The organism is Nonomuraea fuscirosea (assembly GCF_035917475.1).
In the GTDB taxonomy this organism is placed as follows: Bacteria; Actinomycetota; Actinomycetes; order Streptosporangiales; family Streptosporangiaceae; genus Nonomuraea; species Nonomuraea fuscirosea.
Genome location: NZ_CP109074.1, coordinates 4,771,267 through 4,788,574, shown reverse-complemented (window position 1 = coordinate 4,788,574; position 17,308 = coordinate 4,771,267). Strand labels below are relative to the sequence as shown.

Here is a 17,308-nt window from a genome sequence, read left to right as displayed (position 1 = left end):
CCGCTGACCGGCCACCAGCCCGCTGACCGGGCACCAGCCCGCTGACCGGCCCGCGCTCGGACCGCAGGCGGCCGGACGACCGGCCGGCGGGCCGATCGTCCGGGCGAGGAGTCAGCCGGAGGAACGTTCCGAGGCCGCCTGGCGGATCTGGACGGCGCGGACCCGCTCGACGTCGAGCTTGGTCGTGCGGTCGAAGCGGTAGATGCCGTTCTCCTCCTGGAACACGTCGGTCAGCTGCGTGTAGCAGTAGCCGAACATGCCCGGATCGTCCAGCAACGCGTCGGTCAGGCCGGCGAAGCGGGCGTGGAACTCCTCCTCGCTGCGCACCCGCTGCCCGTAGCCCCAGGAGGTCACCCGGGCGGTGTCCTGCGCGGTGCCGGCCAGCTCGGGGTTCCACCAGATGCCGCCGTACTCGCTGACGAAGTACGGCTGGCCGCGGTAGGGGACGGAGATCTCCTGCCCGGACTCGTCGTTGACGTACGGCTCGTCCTTGGCCAGGCCGCTGAGCTGCCCGGCGAACTCGGCCGGCTCCTGCTCGTAGTTGTGGGAGTCGTAGACGTCGGTCTCGGGGACGCGGTGGCTGTAGCCGGAGGCGTCGACGACCGGCCGGGTGGGGTCGGTGAGCTTGGTGGCCAGGAACATGCCGCGGGTGACGTCGTCGAGCTGGGTGAGGCGGTCGTGGATGGGCTGGCGGGTCTCGTTGAGCGGGCACCAGCCGATGATCGACGGGTGGGAGACGTCGCGTTCGAGGACCTCCAGCCACTGGGTGAGGAAGGAGGCGGTGGGCAGCTGCTCGCGGCCGTCGTGCGCGCCCCAGTCGCCGAACTCGCCCCACACCAGGTAGCCGAGCCGGTCGGCGTGGTAGAGGAAGCGCTCCTCGAACACCTTCTGGTGCAGGCGGGCGCCGTTGAAGCCGGCCGCCACCGACAGCTCGATGTCGCGCAGCAGCGCGGCGTCGCTGGGCGCGGTCATGAGCCCGTCGGGGTAGTAGCCCTGGTCCAGCACCAGGCGCTGGAAGACGGGACGGCCGTTGATGAGCACGCGCTTGCCGTCGATCGCGATCGAGCGCAGCCCGGCGTAGCTGTCCACGGCGTCGGTGACGGCGCCGGAGGCGTCGAGCAGCTCGACCTTCACCTCGTACAGGAAGCCCTCGCCGGGCTCCCACAGCCGCACCCGCGCGGCCGGCAGTTCCAGGCGCAGCGACGGCGCGAGGTCCACGTCGGCGAGGACGGTCGCGGTGGCGACGGCGCCCTCGCCGTCGGAGACGGTGACGCGGACCGAGTCGCCGGGGCGGTTGCCGGACAGCGGGGTGACGACGGTGAAGGAGGAGCCGGCGACGTCGGGGGTGATCCGCGGGCGGCGCAGATGCACGTCGGGGACCGGCTCCAGCCACACCGTCTGCCAGATGCCGGTGGTGCGGGTGTAGAGGCACTCGTAGTTGTGGTACCTGGCCGACTGCTTGCCGCGCGCCTGCGGGCCGTGCCGCGAGTCACGGGCGCGGACCACGATCGTGGCCTGCTCGCCGGGGCGGGCCGCCGCCGACAGGTCGGCGGTGAAGGGGGAGAAACCGCCGCGGTGGCGGGCCACCTCGACGCCGTTCACCCAGACCGTCGCGTCGTGGTCCACGGCGCCGAAGTGCAGCAGCGTCCTGCGGCCCGCCCACGCGGCCGGGATCGTCACCGTGCGGCGGTACCACACCGCGTCCATGAAGTCGGTGTGCCCGAGCCCGGACAGCTCCGACTCCGGCGCGAAGGGCACGGTGATGCTGCCGGTGAGCTCGCGTTCGCGCAGGCCGCGCTCCAGGCCGGAGTCCGCGGCGTCGATCTCGAACTGCCAGGGGCCGTTGAGGTTGAGCCAGTCGGGGCGGACCATCTGCGGGCGGGGATATTCCGGGCGTGGCACGTCAGGGGAAACGGCGCTCATCAGACAACCTAACAATTCGTATATCGGGGTAAGTCAAGTCCTTTTGCTACGTAGCAGAGTGTGCCACACTCCCTCCAACCGGAGCCAACATCCGGCTACCCACCGCTGTGCGGGCCGCCGGATCCTCTGCAAGGAACCACAAATGAGCAAGTCGCCCAATATCCGGCTCTCTCGCCGTAGGGTGCTGCAAGCCGCAGGCCTCTCGGCGCTGCTGGCCGGTTGCGGCACGGGGCCCGCGAGCCGAAGTTCGCAGGAGATCACGTTCTGGCATCTGCTCACCGGCGGCGACGGCGAGCGCATGAACGCGATCGTCACCAAGGCCGACGCGGACCTGCCGGACGCCCATATCAAGCAGATCGTCCTGGCCTGGGGCGCCCCCTACTACACCAAGCTCGCCATGTCCGCCGCCGGCGGCCGGGCGCCCGACCTGGGCGTCCTGCACATGTCGCGCCTGGCCGGGTACGCGCCCGGCGGCCTGCTGGACCCCTGGGACCTGAACCGGCTGGCCCGCTACGGCATCACGGAGCAGTCGTTCACCGCCCCGGCCTGGAAGAGCTCCATGGTCGGCGGGAAGACCTTCGCGCTGGCCCTGGACTCGCACACGTTCGTGGCGTTCTTCAACACCGAGCTGGCCGAGAAGGCCGGGCTGCTCGAATCCGGCGGGAAACTGCCGGAGATCAAGAGCCTGGACGACATGAAGAAGCTCGGCCGGGAGTTCAAGCAGGTCACCGGCAAGCCGTACGGCCTGGCCTACGGCTTCCTCGGCGACGGCGCCCAGCTGTGGCGGCTGTTCTGGACCTTCTACACCCAGCACGGCGCCACCTTCGACCTGACCGGCGACAAGTTCGGCTACGACGCCGAGGCGTTCGAGGAGTCGGTCGAGACGATGCGCAGCCTGGTCGACGGCGACGTGGCCTCCAAGAGCGCCGACTACGCCACCGCCAGCTCCTCCTTCCTCAACGGGGACTCCGGCCTGGTCTTCTCCGGCGTCTGGGAGCTGCCGCAGTACCAGGACGCGAAGGTGCCGCTGGGCGCCATGCCGATCCCGAACATGTTCGGCACCGGCGTCAACGCCAACTGGGGCGACTCGCACACGTTCGTGCTGCCGCACCAGGACAATCCGGACGAGCGCCGGCGTGAGCTGGCCTACCAGGCGGTGGCCGGCATCCTGAAGAACTCGCTGCCCTGGGGCCACGCCGGGCACACCCCCGCCTACCAGCCCGTCGTCGACAGCGCGGAGTTCAAGGCGCTGCAGCCGAACCGGGACTACGCGGTCACCGCGACGTACCTGCACTACGACCCGCCGTCCTCCTTCACCGGGGCGGCCTCCAGCTTCATGACCCAGTTCGGCAGCATCGTGCAGAACGTGCTGATCGGCCAGACGGCGGTGAAGGACGCCGTCGCCTCCTTCGCCGAGAGAGTCAACGTCCTCATGTCCAAGGCGGTGCAGCGATGACGTCGGCCACCATCAGCAAGCCGGGCTCCGTGCGGAAGACGGCCACGATCCGCCCGAAGGTGACCAGGAGCCGGGGCGGGCTGCTGTACGTGCTGCCGTTCTTCGTCGCCTTCACGCTCTTCCTGCTGTGGCCCCTGGTGTACGGGCTCTGGATGAGTTTCACCGACCGTGACCTCGCGGCCGGCGCCGAGCCGCGGGTGGTCGGGCTGGCCAACTACGCCGAGGCGCTCACCGACCCGATGGTGTGGACCACGTTCGGCAACACCGTGCTGTTCACCGTGATGACCACGATCCCGCTGGTCGTGCTGGCTCTGGCGGCGGCGTTGCTGGTCAACATGGGGCTGCCGGGGCAGTGGGTGTGGCGGATGGCGTTCTTCCTGCCGTACCTGCTGGCCTCCACCGTGGTCAGCCTGTTCTGGGAGTGGATCTACAACCCTGAGCTCGGCCTGATCAACGCGGTGCTCGGCGTGTTCGGCATCGAGGGGCAGGCCTGGCTGCAGGACCCCGACTTCGCCATGGCGGCCATCGCGGTGGCCACCACCTGGTGGACGCTCGGCTTCAACTTCCTGCTCTACCTGGCCGCGCTGCAGAACATCCCCGCCACGGTCTACGAGGCCGCCGCGATCGACGGGGCGGGCAAGTGGCGGCAGCTGTTCTCGGTCACGCTGCCGCTGCTGCGCAACATCACCATGCTCATCCTCGTGCTGCAGGTGCTGGCCTCGCTCAAGGTGTTCGACCAGATCTACCAGATGACGGCCGGCGGCCCCGACGACTCCACCCGGTCGATCCTGATGTACGTCTACGACACCGGCTTCACCGGCTACCGGCTCGGCTACGCCTCGGCGATCTCGTACGTCTTCTTCGCCATCATCCTGATTCTGTCGCTGCTGCAGCTGCGGTTCGCCCGGAGGTCCGACCAGTCATGAGAACCAGCTACGCCGGGCGTGCCGTGGCTTTCACGGTGCTGGCCCTGTTCAGCCTGCTGATGCTGGCGCCGTTCCTGTGGGCGGTGAACACCTCGTTCAAGACCGAGGCGGACGCCGGCGCGAACCCCGTGACGATCGTGCCCGCGGGCGGCTACACCTGGGACATCTACGCGAACCTGTTCCGGCTGGGCAGCATCCCCACCTGGATGGTCAACAGCGTCCTCGTGGCCGCCGCGGTCACGCTCATCACGCTGGTCATCTCCACGCTGGCCGGGTACGCGTTCTCGCGGCTGGACTTCACCGGGCGCAGGACTCTGCTGGGCCTCACCGTCGCCTCGATCATGATCCCCGGGACGATCTTCATCGTGCCGCTCTTCGACGAGATGCTCGCCTTCAACATGGTGGACACCTACTGGGGGATCATCCTGCCGCAGGTGGTCGCGCCGGTGATGGTGTTCATCCTCAAGCGGTTCTTCGACAGCATCCCGCGTGAGCTGGAGGAGGCCGCGCGGGTGGACGGGGCCGGGTCGCTGCGCATCTTCCTGCGGATCGTGCTGCCGCTGTCGCGGCCGATCATCGCGGCGGTGGCGATCTTCACGTTCGTGGGCGCGTGGAACAACTTCCTGTGGCCGTTCATCGTGACGAACGACCCCGACCTGATGACGCTGCCGGTCGGGCTGGAGACGGTCTCCACCGGCTTCGGCGTCGTCTTCGCCGAGAACATGGCCAAGTCGGTGCTGGCCGCGCTGCCGCTGATCGTGGTGTTCCTGTTCTTCCAGCGTCAGATCATCAAGGGCATCGCGACGACCGGCCTCGGCGGCCAGTGACAGTGACGTGATGAGGCCCTGAGGCCCTGAGGCCCGCTCGCCTGGCCGCACCGGCCGGCCGGGCGGGCCTCACTGGCTCGACTCGCGTATCCGCAGATGGAAGTCGACCGTGAGGTGCGGCTCGCGCCCGCTCGGCTTGCCGGTGATCTGCTCGTGCAGCATCGCGACCGCGTGCGCGGCCATCGCCTCCAGGTCGGGGGAGACGGAGGTCAGCGACGGCGTGGAGTAGCGGGCCTCCTCCACGTCGTCGAACCCCACCAGCGCGACCTCCTGCGGCACGAGGACGCCGCGCTCGCGCAGCGCCCGCAGCGCGCCGAGGGCGAGGGAGTCGTTCATCGCGAAGATGGCGTCAGGCAGCGGACGCCCTGAGTCAATGTGCTCCTCGATCGCCTGCCGGCCGCGCGCCCGGCTCCAGTCGGCCGCGACCATCAGGGCCTCGTCGGCCGGCAGCCCCGCCTCGGCCAGGCCGGCCAGGAAACCGCTCAGCCGCATCCGCGCCGTCTCACTGCCGTGAGGGCCGTGGCCGAGCAGCATCAGCCGCCGCCGGCCCGAGCCGGCCAGATGACGGACCACCGCCAGGGAGGCCTCCCGGTTGGGGATGGCGACGTGGTGCACGCCCTCCAGCACGTGGTCGCCCATGAGCACGAGCGGGTAGCCGGACCGGCGGCGGCGCCCGTCCTGCGGCCGCAGCGACAGCGCCATCATGATCGCGCCGTCGGTCAGCTGGTTGCGGCCGCCCGACAGGACCTGCAGCTCGCGCTCCCGGTCGGAGTCGGTCACCTCGATCAGCACCCGGTGGCCGAGCGCCTCGGCCTCGCGCACGACCAGGCCCGCGAGGTCGGCGAAGATGCGCGCCCTGAAGTCGGGGACGACGAACGCGATGAGCCCCGTACGGGAGCGCCGCAGGCTGCGGGCGGCCGCGTTGGGCACGTACCCGAGCTCCTCCATGGCCTCCAGCACCCGCCGGCGCGTCTCGGGGCGGACGTAGGCGTAGTCGTTGACGACGTTGGACACCGTGCGCTGGGAGACGCCGGCCGCGCGGGCGACGTCGTGCATGCTCACGGCCATGACGGCACGCCCCCCGCCGCGCCCTTTCCGGCGCGGCCGGCGGCGCCCGCCGGCGCGGGCCGCCCCGCCGCGCGGTCGTCACCGGAGTCACCGGGCCCGGCGGCGGCCAGGTGGAAGATCACCACTTCATGGTACTGGCGGGCCGCCGGAGCCCGCCTCCGATTAAACGGCCGCCCCCGGCTACCGGCCGCCCACCAGGGCGCCGCCGTCACCGTCTCCGTTCGGCCCGTCTCCGTTCGGCCCGTCTCCGTTCGGCCCGTCTCCGTTCGGCCCGTCTCCGTTCGGCCCGTCTCCGTTCGGCTCGCCGGCGCGGCGCAGCTCCTCGTCCAGGATGGGCGCGCCCTCGGTCACCGTGTGGATGCCGATGACGCTGACGATGGCGAGCACCTCCATGATCTCCTCCGCGGTGGCGCCGAGGCCGAGGGCGTTGCGCATGTGCAGCTTCAGCCCCGGCTCGTACAGGTGCGTGGCGGAGGCGTCGAAGGCGATGTAGATGAGCTCCTTGACCTTCGGCTCCAGCACGCCGGTCGTCCAGGGCACGCCGGAGAAGTCCAGGTAGGCCTCGAACAGGTCCGGGTCCAGCTCCAGCAGGCCGTCCCAGAAGGTGTGCCAGTAGCCGCGCCGGCGGGTGAAGCCGGCCTTCAGCTCTTGCCTGCGCTCGTCGAGCGGGGCCGGGCCGTCGCGCAGCCCCTCCTCCTCCAGCACCTCCAGCAGCAGCGGCACGCCGATGTTGCAGGCGTGGATGCCGAGGGTGGCGGTCAGCTGCAGCACCTCCATGATCTCCGCGGCGCTCGCGCCGTAGCCGAGGGCGGCGCGGACGTGCTGGCGGATGCCGGGGGTGTAGAGGTGGGTGGCCGCGGCGTCCATCGCGATGTAGACGAACTCCTTGACCTTGGCCGGCAGGCGGTCCCGGTTCCAGGGCACCGCCGACAGGCGCAGGTAGGACTCCAGGAAGCCGGGGTCGAGCCGCAGCATGCTCTCCCACGCCTCGCCCCAGGTGCCGCGCACCCGGACGAACTCGTCCTTGATCTCCTGCTGCCGGGTGGTGAGCGTCATGTCGTGTGTTCTCCTCGCATCGTCGGCCCGCTCGTCGGAGCGCTCGGCCCGCTCGTCGGTTGTCCGGCGTGAGCTGTCCGGCGTCAGTTGTCCGGATTCAGCTGTCCGGCGTCCAGGCGCCCGCGCCGCCGCCGCGGGTCACCGTGTTGACCATGAACGCCCCGCCGTCGGCGGACACGACCTCGCCCGTCACGTACGCGGCGTCGTCGCCGAGCAGGAAGGCGACCACTCCGGCGATCTCCTCGGGCGTGCCCAACCGCCGCATGGGGACGGTGCCGCCGCGCCGCTCCATCGACCTGGCCCGCGAGGCGTCGTCGGAGGAGGCGAACAGCCCGGTCGGGATCAGGCCGGGGGCGACCGCGTTCACCCGCACGCCGCGCGGCCCTCCGTACATGGCGGCGCCGCGCACCAGCCCGAGCACGCCGTGCTTGGAGGTCTGGTACGGCACCTGGTCGTCGGCCCCGCGCAGCGAGGAGATCGAGGCGGTGACGACCACGGCGCCGCCGCTGTCCTGCTCGCGGTAGCGGCGGAAGGCGGCCCGCAGCCCGAGGAAGACCCCGCGCAGGTTGACCGCGATCACGTGGTCGAAGTCGGCCGCGTCGACGTCCGGCAGCGGCGCCAGGGTGCCGAGCACGCCGGCGTTCAGGTGGTGCAGGTCGATCCGGCCGAAGCGGGTCAGCGCCGCCTCGACGTAGGCGTCCACGCCCTTCTCGGTGGAGACGTCGGCGTGCACCGCGAGGGCCGGGCCCGGCAGCGAGGCGGTGACGGCGTCGGCGGAGTCGCCGTCGGCGTCCACGACGACGACGTGCGCGCCGTCGCCCGACAGCCGCCGGGCGCTGGCGGCGCCGATCCCGCTGCCGCCGCCGGTCACCACCGCGACCCGGGGGCCGGAGCCGGGCGGAGAGGGGGGAGGGGTGTGCTCAGCCAACGCGCACCACCTGTTCACCGGCGCCCGGCAGCAGGGGGAAGCGGGTCATCACGTCGGCGTCGTGCCCGGCCACCAGGGCGCTGCCGGGCGCCTGGGTCATCTCGCGCAGCAGGTCGTAGGCGCGGTAGGTGCCGGTGAGGTCGGTGAGGTAGGTGAACGGGCGGTCCAGCTCCACCTCCTCGTAGAAGTGCACGGCGTCGGAGGCGAGCACGGCCTGGCCGGACTCGGTCGCGACCTGGACGACGACCTGCCCCGGCGTGTGGCCGCCGACGGGGATCACCTCGATGCCGGGCGCGATCTGCGTGGCGCCGTCGACCAGGGTGGCGCGGCCCTCGTCGCGCACCTGACGCAGGTGCGCCAGCTCCTCCGGCTCGGTGGTGTAGGAGAACTGGCGGCGGCCGGCGTACGGGCCGGTCCAGAACTCGAACTCGGCCCTGGCCAGGATCACCTCGGAGGAGGGGAAGGCGTGCAGGTTGCCGATGTGGTCGTAGTGGGCGTGGGTGACGATCACCTGGGGGGAGTCCTCGGGCAGCACGCCCAGGGCGGCCAGGGCCTCGACCGGGGCCGACAGGTCCTCACGCGGCGCGCGGTGGCCCTTGGAGGCGGCGCTGTAGCCGGTGTCGACGATCACCGTGCGCTGCTCGTTGCGCGCCACCCAGAGGTAGAAGTCCATGTCGATGGGGGTGTCGGGCTCGCCGTACAGGTGGTGGTTGAGGAACGTCTGGGCGCGGGAGGTGGCGCGAGTGGCGTAGCGGATCGCCAGCACCTCGTACGTCGCGGGGCCGCTCATCGGTTCACCAGCCCGGAGGCGTTGGCGCCGAGCATGCGGCGGATGTCGGCCTCGGGCAGCCCGGCGTCCAGCAGGCCGCGCGCGCCCCGGCGGAACAGGGTGACGGGCAGCGGGTTGTTGCGCTGGCCCGAGTCCGACGACAGCACGGTCCGCTCGGGGCCGACGGCCTTGATGAAGGCGAGCAGCTCGTCGAGTTCGCGGCGGCGCTCGGGCCGGCCGAAGTACATGACCAGGCAGTGCTCGATGTGGGCGCCCTGCCTGGACCACTCGGCGGCCTGCTCGACGGAGGCCCCGACGACGAAGCAGGGGTGGTTGACCAGGATCCGCTCGATGCCGGCGCCGCGCGCGGCGGCGATCAGCTTGGTGGTCTCCTCGACGCCCAGGTGCCCGCAGGTGAGGATCGCCTGCTCGGCCGCGATGATCGACAGGATGTCGTGCACCTCGGGCAGCACCTCGCCGTCGTCGCCGAGGATGCCGAGCACCTCGTTCTGGCGCAGCTCCACCACCGGGGTGGGAAAGCCGGTGTCGTGGCCGCGGTGGTGGTCGATGTGCGCCGCCGAGGACAGGGTGGGGAACCAGACGATCCGCCCGCCCATGCGCAGCGCCAGCTCGACGGCGTACGGGTTCAGGCCGCCGACGCTCTGGTTGAGCGCGATGCCGCCGCGCACCTCCACCGGCAGGTCGTCCAGGCCGGCCGGGCCGAGCGCCAGGATGTCGGTGACCATGCTGTGGTGGTGCGACTTGGCCACGATCACCTCGAACCCGGCGCCGGACGCGTCCCTGGCGGCGTCCAGCAGGGTCATGCGCCGGGGGAACGGGCTCGGCCCCGGGTGCTGGTGCAGGTCGACGCCGCCGACGAGCAGCGCGTCGGCCTCGGCGTCAGGGGTGGCGCGGTCGCCGTCGAGCTCGGGGTCGAGTAGTTCTGAGGGGGCGTGGGTCATGCGTTCTCCTTGATCGTGCGGGGGTCGGGGGCGGCGGAGGCGGGGGCCGCCTCGTCCGGCGGGGTGACCAGCACCTGGTGGGCGGGGTCCCAGTAGGCGGTCACGCGGCCGCCGGCTCTGATGCCGTCGGTGGCGTCGGGGGGCAGCACGGCGCTGCCCGTGCTGCCGTCGCCGTAGTCGAGTTCGGCGCGCTGGTGTGTGCCCTGGAAGGACAGCGTGGTCACGGTCGCCGCGATGCTGTTGGCGCCGTCCGGCACCTCGCCGGGGGTGGCGGCCAGGCGCAGGCGTTCGGGGCGGACGATGAGGTCGCGGCCCGCGGGCGTGCCGTCGGCGTCGGGCACGGCCCACTTGTGGCCCGCCCACTCGTACACGCCGCCGGGCCGCAGCCGGCCGGGGAAGAGGTTGGACTCGCCGAGGAAGCGCGCCACGAACCGGGTGCCGGGGTCGCGGTAGAGGTCGGCGGGGGTGCCGATGCGTTCCACCCGGCCGGCGTTGAAGACCGCGATGCGGTCCGACAGCGACATGGCCTCGTCCTGGTCGTGCGTGACGAACACGAACGTCAGCTTCAGCTCCTGGTGCAGGCGCTTGATCTCCTGCTGCAGGCTCTGGCGCAGCTTGCGGTCCAGCGCGCTGAGCGGCTCGTCGAGCAGCAGCACGCTGGGGGAGAAGACGACGGCCCTGGCCAGGGCGACGCGCTGCTGCTGGCCGCCGGACAGCTCGTCGGGCCGGCGGCCGCCCATGCCCTCCAGGTCCACCAGCCGCAGCGTCTCCTCCACCCGCCTGGCCGTCTCCGCCTTCGGCACCTTGCGCTCGCGCAGGGGGAAGGCGACGTTCTGGGCGACCGTCAGGTGCGGGAAGAGCGCGTAGTTCTGGAACACCATGCCGAACTCGCGCCGGTGCGGAGGCAGCGGCGCGATGTCGCGGCCGCCCAGCTTGATGGAGCCCGACGTGATGTCGGTGAAGCCGGCGATCATGTTGAGCGTGGTGGTCTTGCCCGAGCCGCTCGGCCCGAGCAGGGTGATGAACTCGCCGGGGGCGATGTCGATGCTGACGTGGTCCACCACGAGGGGGCCGGAGCCGTACCTCTTGCACAGGTCCGCCAGCTCGATCCGGCCGCCGCCGGCCGTCGTTGCGCTCATCGTTGCCTACCTGCCTTTCCTCGGCGCGCGCCGATCACCTGCGCCAGCAGGATGGGAACGCTGACCAGCACCACCATCAGGCTCGACGCCGCCGAGATGGTGGGGTCGATCTGCACGGTCACGCTGTTGAACATCTGGACGGGAAGAGTGAGCGCGGACGGCGACTGCAGGAACAGCGCGATCACCACCTCGTCGAAGGAGGAGATGAACGCCAGGACCGCGCCGGACAGCACGCCGGGCAGCGCCAGCGGAAGAGTGATCTTCCGGAAGACGGAGAACGGGTTGGCGCCGAGGCTGCCGCCCGCCTTCTGCAGCGCCGGGTCCATGCCCTGCAGCCGCGCCGTCACCGCGATCACCACGAACGGCAGCGCCATCGCGGTGTGGGCCAGCGCGATGCCGGTCAGGGTGCCGCTGAGGCCGAGCCGCAGGAACGCCGAGAAGATCACCAGCGCGATGAGGATGTGCGGGATGATGATCGGCGACAGCAGGAGCCCGGTGGCCAGGCCCCGCGCCCGCGGGCCGAGCCGCTGCAGGCCCAGCGCGGCGGCGGTGCCCAGCGTGGTGGCCAGCAGCGTCGTCAGCAGCCCCACCTGGAGGGAGTTGACGATGGACGTGCTCCACTCCGGCGCGGTGAACAGCCGCTCGTACCACTCCAGGGACCAGCCCTCGGGCGGGAACCTGAACGTCTTGGACGCCGAGAAGCTCATGGGGATGACGACCAGCGTCGGCACCGTCAGGAACAGCCCGATGAGCACGGACACGATCTTGAGCCAGGGGCGCGCGTTCATCGGCCGCCACCTCCCGCCATGACGTGGGCCGCGCCGCTGGCCGCGCCGGAGCCGGCCAGCCGCCTGCTGACTCCCAGCGAGATCAGCGTCACGACCAGGATGAAGACGCCCAGCGCGCCGGCGCCGCCGAAGTCGAGCAGCTCCCTGGTGCGGACCGCGATGACCTGCGCGATGAGCGCGCCCTGCGGCGAGCCGAGCAGCGCGGGTGTGACGTAGAAGCCGAGCGCCAGCACGAAGACGAGCGAGGCGCCGGAGACGATGCCCGGCAGCGACAGCGGCAGGTACACCTTGCGGAAGGACGACAGCCGGCTCGCGCCCAGGCTCTGCCCGGCCAGCAGCAGCCGGCGGTCGATCTGCTGCATGACGCTGTACATCGGCAGCACCATGAACGGCAGCAGCACCTGGATCATCGACACGGCCACGCCGGTCGTGGTGCCGAGCAGCCTGACGCCGTTCAGCCCGACCAGGGAGAGCAGGCCCTGCACCACCCCGCCGTCCTGCATCAGCACCATCCACGCGAAGTTGCGCGCAAGCATGCTGGTCCAGAACGGCACCAGGACGACCGTCACCATGACGGCCCGCGTGGTCGGCGAGGCCAGCGTCATCATGTACGCGTACGGGTAGGCCAGCAGCACGCTGGCCACGGTGACGATCAGGGCGACCAGCAGTGTGCGGCCCAGCACGCGCAGCGTGTAGCCGTCGGTGAACAGCGACAGGTAGTTGCCCACTCCAGGCTCGGGGTCGGTGAAGCTGCGCATGACGATGTCGAGCAGCGGCAGCACGAAGAAGACGCCGAGCGCCACCAGGGCGGGCAGGAGCAGGAACAGGGCGGCCGCCCGGCGGCGCGCCGCCGGGCGCGGGCGGGCGGGGGCCCGCCCGGCCGGGACCGCGGGTCCGGCGGTCTCAGGAGGTGCGGTGGGAGCCGGCATGACGGTTTCCTAGCTGACCTTCCAGCTCGTCCAGCGCTTGGTGACCATGTCGGTGTTCTTGATCCACCACGGCTTGTCCTGCTCCAGCAGGGTGCCGCGGTCGGGCAGGAACGCGTTGAACGTCTTCTGCACGTCGCTGTAGCCGATCTTGCTGATGTCGACGTCGGCGCGGGCGGGCGCGGTGCCGGTCAGCTCGGCGTACGCCTCGGCCTGGGCCGGCTCGGTGATGAAGGCGAGCGCCTTCTGCGCCAGCGCCTTGTTGGGCGAGCCCTTGGGGATCACCAGGGCGCCGATGTCGGTGGTGGTGAAGTCCCAGACCGGCTTGAGGTTGGCGCCGCTCTGGGAGGTGACGATGGTGCGCGCGGTGACGGTGAGGACCATCGAGCCCTGGCGGTCCACCATCATCTGCTGCACGGCGCCGTAGCTGGGCGCGAACACCAGGGAGGACTTGATGGTGTCGAGCTTGCGCAGCGCGCGCTCCAGGTCGAGCGGGTAGACCTGGTCGGGCGCCACGCCGTCGGCCACGAGCGCGGCTTCGAGCAGGCCGGACTTGGGGTAGTCCTGGACGATCCGCTTGCCCGGGAAGCGCTTGACGTCGAAGAAGTCGGCGATCTTGGTGGGCTGCTCGCCCTTGAAGAGGTCGGCGTTGTAGCTGAAGACGTTGGCGTAGCGGTAGGTCGGCACGAAGCAGTCGTGGGTCGTGCCGGGCGGGAACTTGCCGCGGTCCAGCGCCGGGTCGTCCAGCTTCTCGTACTGCTGCCCGCAGTAGGCGCCGGCGTAGATCCAGCTCATGTTGGCCAGGTCCCACGTGGTCCTGCCCGCCGCGACCATGGCCTTGACCTGGGAGGCGTCGGCGGGGCTGACGTTGGCGAACGTCGTGCCCGTCTTGGCGGTGAACGGCTCCTGCAGCGCCTTCTTCTCATCCTCCTGGAACTGGCCGCCCGTACTGGCCCAGGTGAGGCTCTTGGACGCGCCGGCCGTGGAGTCGGCGCCGGAGCCGCAGGCCGCCGTGGCGGCCACCAGCGTGGCGGTGGCGAGCAGGGGGCGAAGATATCTGTGCCTCATGTGATGTGCCTTTCTTGAGGGGGGAGCCGTGACGGCCGGGGGATGTCGCGGCTCCCGGTTCCACCCCCGTCACTACCGCCGCCGGGCTGAGGCCGGTCGGGGTGCGGAGAGCGGTCGATCACTCTCCCGCGCGCTCGAACGAGGCGCGTAATGCCTGGTTGATCGCCTGCGCGCCCTCGCGCAGGGTCATCACCACGTCGCTGTCGTCCTCCTCGGGGACGAGCTGGGTCACGCCGATCACCGCGATGGCGGCCACGACGCGGTCGGCCGCGTCCCTGACGGGGACCGCCACGGCGCGGACGCCTTCGGAGGCGCTGGAGCGGATGGCGACGCCCGTCCTGCGGACCTCCTCCAGGTTGTCGGCCTCCAGCGAGAGGTCCACCGCCTCCTTGCGGAAGTGGTAGAAGGACTGGTCGTGGAAGGCGCGGAACACGCAGTCCTGCGCCGTTCCCCGCCTCAGGGTGCTGCCGTTCCTTATCGAGACGTGGGCCGTGCGGCTGCTGTCCTCGTGGACCTGGGCCACGACCGCCTGGCGGCCGTTCCAGATCGTCAGCACGGCGGTGTGCCGGACTCTCAAACTGATCTGCTCCAGGATCGGGCGGGCCACGTTCACGACCCCCAGCCGCGACAGCGCCATCGTGCCGAGCTCGGCCAGCAGCGGCCCGAACTCGTAGCGGTTGCGGTCACGGCGCTGGAGCAGGCCGTGGTTCTCCATCGAGGCCAGGTAACGGTGCGCCGTGGATTTGCCCACTCCGAGCTCCTGCGCGGCCGACACCAGGTCGATGGTCCCTGCCTCGCCCAGCAGCCGCAGCAGCTGGACGACGCGAGCGACGACCTGAAGGTCTCCGCTGGGGATCTCGGGGGTGTTGGTGCTCACGTGCGGTCCTCCCGCCTGTAGTCCGGATCTGGCGCGTCCCGCATTGCGGAGCTTGCGTTCACGCATCCGGTACGCCGGACTGTAGAACACGCCCTACCGGGGCCGTCAAGGTTTCTAGGGTATTTCGACTACGAGAAAAGTCCGTGTTCAGAACCGGACTCTTGACGCACAGCACCCGAAAGCCTACCGTCGCCTCATCCCGCTTAACAGAACTCACATCCCGCAATGAGGGACAGGAGGATCCATGCGTATGCTCCAACGGCTACGCGACACGGACACGTGCCTCGTCGGCACCTGGGTCAAGATCCCCGCGCTGGAGACGATCGAGCTTCTGGCCCGGGCCGGCTTCGACTTCGTGGTCGCCGACATGGAGCACAGCCCCATGACCCTGGAGTCGACCTACCGCGCGATCGTCGTCGCCCAGGGGCTCGGGATGCACGCCCTCGTCCGCGTCCCCGACGCGGGCGGCGGCCACCTGCAGCGCGTCCTCGACGCGGGAGCCGACGGCATCCTCGTCCCGCATGTGACCGGTCCGGCCGACGCCGGGCGCGCCATGTCCGGCATGCTCTTCCCCCCGCGCGGCGACCGGGGCCTCGGCACCACCTCCCGCGCCGGCACCTGGGGGCTCGACGCCACCGCCGACTACGTCCGGCGCGGCGACGAGGAGACCCTGCGCATCCCGCAACTCGAAGACCTCAGCGCGCTGGAGCAGGCCGAGGAGATCCTCGACACTCCGGGACTCAACGCCGCCTTCCTCGGCATGGGCGACCTGACCATGTCCACCGGGCTCAGCGCCACCGACCCGCTCCTCCAGCGGCACTCCGACAACCTGCTGAAGGCCGCCCGCGCCAGGAACATCCCGCTCGGCACCGCCTGCCGGGGCGCCGCCGCCGCCCGCGAGGCGGCCGGGCGCGGCTTCTCCTTCGTGATGATCGGCAACGACGCGGGCATCTTCGGCTCCGCCGCCGCCGAGCTCCGCCGCGCCGCCGGCTCACTGCCCCGCATCTGACGGCCGCACCCCCTCGGCCCGTCCCTGAGGCGTTCCTTTCCGACGTACGCGTCACGCCCCCACGAGAGGACCAGCAATGCCCTACGACCCGACCGACGCCCGCTCGGCACTGCCGACGGCGACCGCGCGGAAGCCGGCCGGCGCGCCCACGCCCGCGAGCCACGTCAAGTGGTACGACCTGCCGCCCACCACGACGGACGGCGACACCCGCACCTGGTACGGCCGCAGCCAGCACCTGATCATCGGCTACACCGACCTCGTCACCCCGACCGGCTTCACCGTCCCGGCCACGCACGCCGACGAATGCGCCGTCCTCATGCCCGACCCCGGCACCTCCGCCACCGTCACGATCGACGGCAAGGCGACCGAGATCGGCGGCCAGACGCTCACCTTCATCCCGCCGGGCGCCGCCGACGTGCGCCTGTCCGGCACCGGCCGCGTCGTCACCCTCTTCACCGCCCGCTCCGGCGTGGCCCCCGGCCGGGCCGCCAACGAGGACGCCTACGCCGAGCCCCGCCCCGGCATCGCCCCGCTGGTCAACTGGCCGGACCCGGTCGGCGGATTCCGGCTGCGCACCTACGACCTGGACGTGCCCGGCTTGGCCGACCCGCCGTTCCGCATCTTCCGGTGCACCTCGTTCATGGTGAACTTCACCCACCCGCGCACCGGGCCGCGCGACACCAGGCGCATGTCGCCGCACACCCACGACGACTTCGAGCAGTGCTCGCTCATCATCGACGGCACCTACACCCACCACCTGCGCTACGCCTGGACCACCGACCTGAGCCAGTGGCTCGACGACGAGCACGAGCAGTGCGGCAGCCCGTCGCTCACCATCATCCCGCCCCCCGCCGAGCACACCAGCCAGGCCACCTCGGACGGCGTCAACCACCTGATCGACATCTTCTCCCCGCCACGCGCGGACTTCTCCCGCATGGACGGCTGGGTGCTGAACGCCGCCGACTACCCGATGCCCGAGGACGAGGCCACCGTATGAGCAGGATCGCCCCCATAGGCCCCGACGAGCTCGACGCCCGGCAGTGGCGCATCTACGACGCCCTGGTCAACGGCCGGCGCGCGAGCCGGCCCAGGCCGTTCCCCATCGTGGACGAGCAGGGCGCGCTGACCGGGCCGTGCAACGCCTGGCTGCTCAACTCCGCCATCGGCAGCGCGTTCGAGCAGCTCGGCGCGGCCGTCCGGTTCGAGATCTCGCTGACCGCCCGCGAGCGCGAGATCACCATCCTCAGCGTCGCCCAGCACCGCGACAGCCCCTACGAGCTGTACGCCCACCGGCTGGCCGGCCCCGCGGCGGGACTGTCGGAGCAGCAGGTCGAGGCGCTGTGCGCGGGCGAGGACCCCGGCTTCGCCGACGAGCGCGAACGCGTCGTGCTGGACACCGCCCGCCTCCTGCTGCGCACGGGCGCCCTCGACGACGCCGCCTACCAGCGGGCCGTCGAAACCCTCGGCACGCCCGGCCTGTTCGAGGTCACGGTGATCGTCGGCTGGTACAACCACCTGGCCACACAGCTGGCCGTGTTCGACGTCCGGCCGCCGGCCGAGACCGCCTGAACGGAAGCGAGGGAACA

Annotated in this window: 18 protein-coding genes and 1 pseudogene; 7 read left to right on the top strand and 12 right to left on the bottom strand. The window is 71.2% G+C overall.

The genetic code is table 11. The annotated features are described in order from the left end of the window. Window positions 1–111 precede the first annotated feature (111 nt). A complete protein-coding gene (locus tag OIE67_RS22145) occupies window positions 112–1,923 on the bottom strand; it encodes a glycoside hydrolase family 2 protein (protein ID WP_326643271.1) in 1,812 nt (603 codons plus the stop codon). Between the two features lie 142 nt (window positions 1,924–2,065). On the opposite strand from OIE67_RS22145, the gene OIE67_RS22140 reads away from it, so the two are divergent. The 3 genes from OIE67_RS22140 to OIE67_RS22130 are packed head-to-tail and all read left to right on the top strand — an operon-like array spanning window position 2,066 to window position 5,132. Next, window positions 2,066–3,379, top strand: coding sequence for an extracellular solute-binding protein (locus OIE67_RS22140; protein WP_326643268.1), 1,314 nt, complete (start codon window positions 2,066–2,068; stop codon window positions 3,377–3,379). Next, complete coding sequence (locus OIE67_RS22135; protein WP_326643267.1) at window positions 3,376–4,305, top strand: carbohydrate ABC transporter permease; 930 nt, start codon at window positions 3,376–3,378, stop codon at window positions 4,303–4,305. The genes OIE67_RS22140 and OIE67_RS22135 overlap by 4 nt, the downstream gene beginning before the upstream one ends. After that, on the top strand, window positions 4,302–5,132 hold the full coding sequence (locus tag OIE67_RS22130; protein ID WP_106238119.1) for a carbohydrate ABC transporter permease: 831 nt from the start codon (window positions 4,302–4,304) through the stop codon (window positions 5,130–5,132). The genes OIE67_RS22135 and OIE67_RS22130 overlap by 4 nt, the downstream gene beginning before the upstream one ends. Before the next feature lie 69 nt (window positions 5,133–5,201). Here OIE67_RS22130 and OIE67_RS22125 read toward each other — a convergent pair whose 3' ends face one another. Together OIE67_RS22125 and OIE67_RS22120 are read right to left on the bottom strand one after the other, a co-directional pair. Next, on the bottom strand, window positions 5,202–6,188 hold the full coding sequence (locus OIE67_RS22125; protein WP_326645431.1) for a LacI family DNA-binding transcriptional regulator: 987 nt from the start codon (window positions 6,186–6,188) through the stop codon (window positions 5,202–5,204). Between the two features lie 2 nt (window positions 6,189–6,190). Beyond that, window positions 6,191–6,322: a hypothetical protein gene (locus OIE67_RS22120; protein WP_326643263.1), complete on the bottom strand. Its 132-nt coding sequence runs from the start codon at window positions 6,320–6,322 to the stop codon at window positions 6,191–6,193. Between the two features lie 6 nt (window positions 6,323–6,328). On the opposite strand from OIE67_RS22120, the gene OIE67_RS55510 reads away from it, so the two are divergent. Beyond that, on the top strand, window positions 6,329–6,568 hold the full coding sequence (locus OIE67_RS55510) for a pentapeptide repeat-containing protein (RefSeq protein WP_407674905.1): 240 nt from the start codon (window positions 6,329–6,331) through the stop codon (window positions 6,566–6,568). A gap of 7 nt (window positions 6,569–6,575) precedes the next feature. Here the strand turns inward: OIE67_RS55510 and OIE67_RS22115 are convergent. The 9 genes and pseudogenes from OIE67_RS22115 to OIE67_RS22075 form a co-directional block, all read right to left on the bottom strand. After that, window positions 6,576–7,175, bottom strand: a pseudogene (locus OIE67_RS22115) (carboxymuconolactone decarboxylase family protein); the annotation flags it as partial. Window positions 7,176–7,353: 178 nt separating this feature from the next. Beyond that, window positions 7,354–8,184: an SDR family NAD(P)-dependent oxidoreductase gene (locus tag OIE67_RS22110; RefSeq protein ID WP_326643259.1), complete on the bottom strand. Its 831-nt coding sequence runs from the start codon at window positions 8,182–8,184 to the stop codon at window positions 7,354–7,356. Further along, the gene (locus tag OIE67_RS22105; RefSeq protein WP_326643257.1) at window positions 8,177–8,974 is read right to left on the bottom strand and encodes an N-acyl homoserine lactonase family protein; all 798 of its coding nucleotides are present in this window, start codon (window positions 8,972–8,974) and stop codon (window positions 8,177–8,179) included. The genes OIE67_RS22110 and OIE67_RS22105 overlap by 8 nt, the downstream gene beginning before the upstream one ends. Beyond that, the gene (locus OIE67_RS22100; protein WP_326643255.1) at window positions 8,971–9,915 is read right to left on the bottom strand and encodes a DUF6282 family protein; all 945 of its coding nucleotides are present in this window, start codon (window positions 9,913–9,915) and stop codon (window positions 8,971–8,973) included. The genes OIE67_RS22105 and OIE67_RS22100 overlap by 4 nt, the downstream gene beginning before the upstream one ends. After that, a complete protein-coding gene (locus OIE67_RS22095; protein ID WP_326643253.1) occupies window positions 9,912–11,054 on the bottom strand; it encodes an ABC transporter ATP-binding protein in 1,143 nt (380 codons plus the stop codon). The genes OIE67_RS22100 and OIE67_RS22095 overlap by 4 nt, the downstream gene beginning before the upstream one ends. Further along, window positions 11,051–11,842 (bottom strand): ABC transporter permease, encoded by a 792-nt coding sequence (locus OIE67_RS22090; RefSeq protein ID WP_326643251.1) that lies wholly within the window; start codon window positions 11,840–11,842, stop codon window positions 11,051–11,053. Before OIE67_RS22090 ends, OIE67_RS22095 begins: the two co-directional genes overlap by 4 nt. Continuing rightward, window positions 11,839–12,771 carry an ABC transporter permease gene (locus OIE67_RS22085; protein ID WP_326643249.1) on the bottom strand — a complete coding sequence of 311 codons (933 nt, stop codon included), beginning with the start codon at window positions 12,769–12,771 and terminating at the stop codon, window positions 11,839–11,841. The genes OIE67_RS22090 and OIE67_RS22085 overlap by 4 nt, the downstream gene beginning before the upstream one ends. A gap of 9 nt (window positions 12,772–12,780) precedes the next feature. Then, complete coding sequence (locus OIE67_RS22080; RefSeq protein ID WP_326643247.1) at window positions 12,781–13,836, bottom strand: extracellular solute-binding protein; 1,056 nt, start codon at window positions 13,834–13,836, stop codon at window positions 12,781–12,783. 118 nt (window positions 13,837–13,954) lie between these two features. Beyond that, window positions 13,955–14,713, bottom strand: a complete 759-nt coding sequence (locus tag OIE67_RS22075; RefSeq protein ID WP_326643245.1) for an IclR family transcriptional regulator — start codon at window positions 14,711–14,713, stop codon at window positions 13,955–13,957. Window positions 14,714–14,957: 244 nt separating this feature from the next. Between OIE67_RS22075 and OIE67_RS22070 the strand changes: the two genes are divergently transcribed. From OIE67_RS22070 to OIE67_RS22060, 3 genes are all read left to right on the top strand, one after another. Beyond that, window positions 14,958–15,722, top strand: coding sequence for an HpcH/HpaI aldolase family protein (locus tag OIE67_RS22070; protein ID WP_326643243.1), 765 nt, complete (start codon window positions 14,958–14,960; stop codon window positions 15,720–15,722). 76 nt (window positions 15,723–15,798) lie between these two features. Then, a complete protein-coding gene (locus OIE67_RS22065) occupies window positions 15,799–16,719 on the top strand; it encodes a cupin domain-containing protein (protein ID WP_326643241.1) in 921 nt (306 codons plus the stop codon). Next, entirely contained in the window at window positions 16,716–17,291 is a 576-nt protein-coding gene (locus OIE67_RS22060) for a carboxymuconolactone decarboxylase family protein (protein WP_326643239.1), read from the top strand. The genes OIE67_RS22065 and OIE67_RS22060 overlap by 4 nt, the downstream gene beginning before the upstream one ends. Window positions 17,292–17,308: the final 17 nt, after the last annotated feature.

What these genes read in the sequence shown, in the direction of transcription:
- OIE67_RS22145 (WP_326643271.1), bottom strand. Translation starts at nt 1,923, where the DNA reads ATGAGCGCCGTTTCCCCTGACGTGCCACGCCCGGAATATCCCCGCCCG.
- OIE67_RS22140 (WP_326643268.1), top strand. Translation starts at nt 2,066, where the DNA reads ATGAGCAAGTCGCCCAATATCCGGCTCTCTCGCCGTAGGGTGCTGCAA.
- OIE67_RS22135 (WP_326643267.1), top strand. Translation starts at nt 3,376, where the DNA reads ATGACGTCGGCCACCATCAGCAAGCCGGGCTCCGTGCGGAAGACGGCC.
- OIE67_RS22130 (WP_106238119.1), top strand. Translation starts at nt 4,302, where the DNA reads ATGAGAACCAGCTACGCCGGGCGTGCCGTGGCTTTCACGGTGCTGGCC.
- OIE67_RS22125 (WP_326645431.1), bottom strand. Translation starts at nt 6,188, where the DNA reads ATGCACGACGTCGCCCGCGCGGCCGGCGTCTCCCAGCGCACGGTGTCC.
- OIE67_RS55510 (WP_407674905.1), top strand. Translation starts at nt 6,329, where the DNA reads ATGGTACTGGCGGGCCGCCGGAGCCCGCCTCCGATTAAACGGCCGCCC.
- OIE67_RS22105 (WP_326643257.1), bottom strand. Translation starts at nt 8,974, where the DNA reads ATGAGCGGCCCCGCGACGTACGAGGTGCTGGCGATCCGCTACGCCACT.
- OIE67_RS22100 (WP_326643255.1), bottom strand. Translation starts at nt 9,915, where the DNA reads ATGACCCACGCCCCCTCAGAACTACTCGACCCCGAGCTCGACGGCGAC.
- OIE67_RS22095 (WP_326643253.1), bottom strand. Translation starts at nt 11,054, where the DNA reads ATGAGCGCAACGACGGCCGGCGGCGGCCGGATCGAGCTGGCGGACCTG.
- OIE67_RS22090 (WP_326643251.1), bottom strand. Translation starts at nt 11,842, where the DNA reads ATGAACGCGCGCCCCTGGCTCAAGATCGTGTCCGTGCTCATCGGGCTG.
- OIE67_RS22085 (WP_326643249.1), bottom strand. Translation starts at nt 12,771, where the DNA reads ATGCCGGCTCCCACCGCACCTCCTGAGACCGCCGGACCCGCGGTCCCG.
- OIE67_RS22080 (WP_326643247.1), bottom strand. Translation starts at nt 13,836, where the DNA reads ATGAGGCACAGATATCTTCGCCCCCTGCTCGCCACCGCCACGCTGGTG.
- OIE67_RS22070 (WP_326643243.1), top strand. Translation starts at nt 14,958, where the DNA reads ATGCGTATGCTCCAACGGCTACGCGACACGGACACGTGCCTCGTCGGC.
- OIE67_RS22065 (WP_326643241.1), top strand. Translation starts at nt 15,799, where the DNA reads ATGCCCTACGACCCGACCGACGCCCGCTCGGCACTGCCGACGGCGACC.
- OIE67_RS22060 (WP_326643239.1), top strand. Translation starts at nt 16,716, where the DNA reads ATGAGCAGGATCGCCCCCATAGGCCCCGACGAGCTCGACGCCCGGCAG.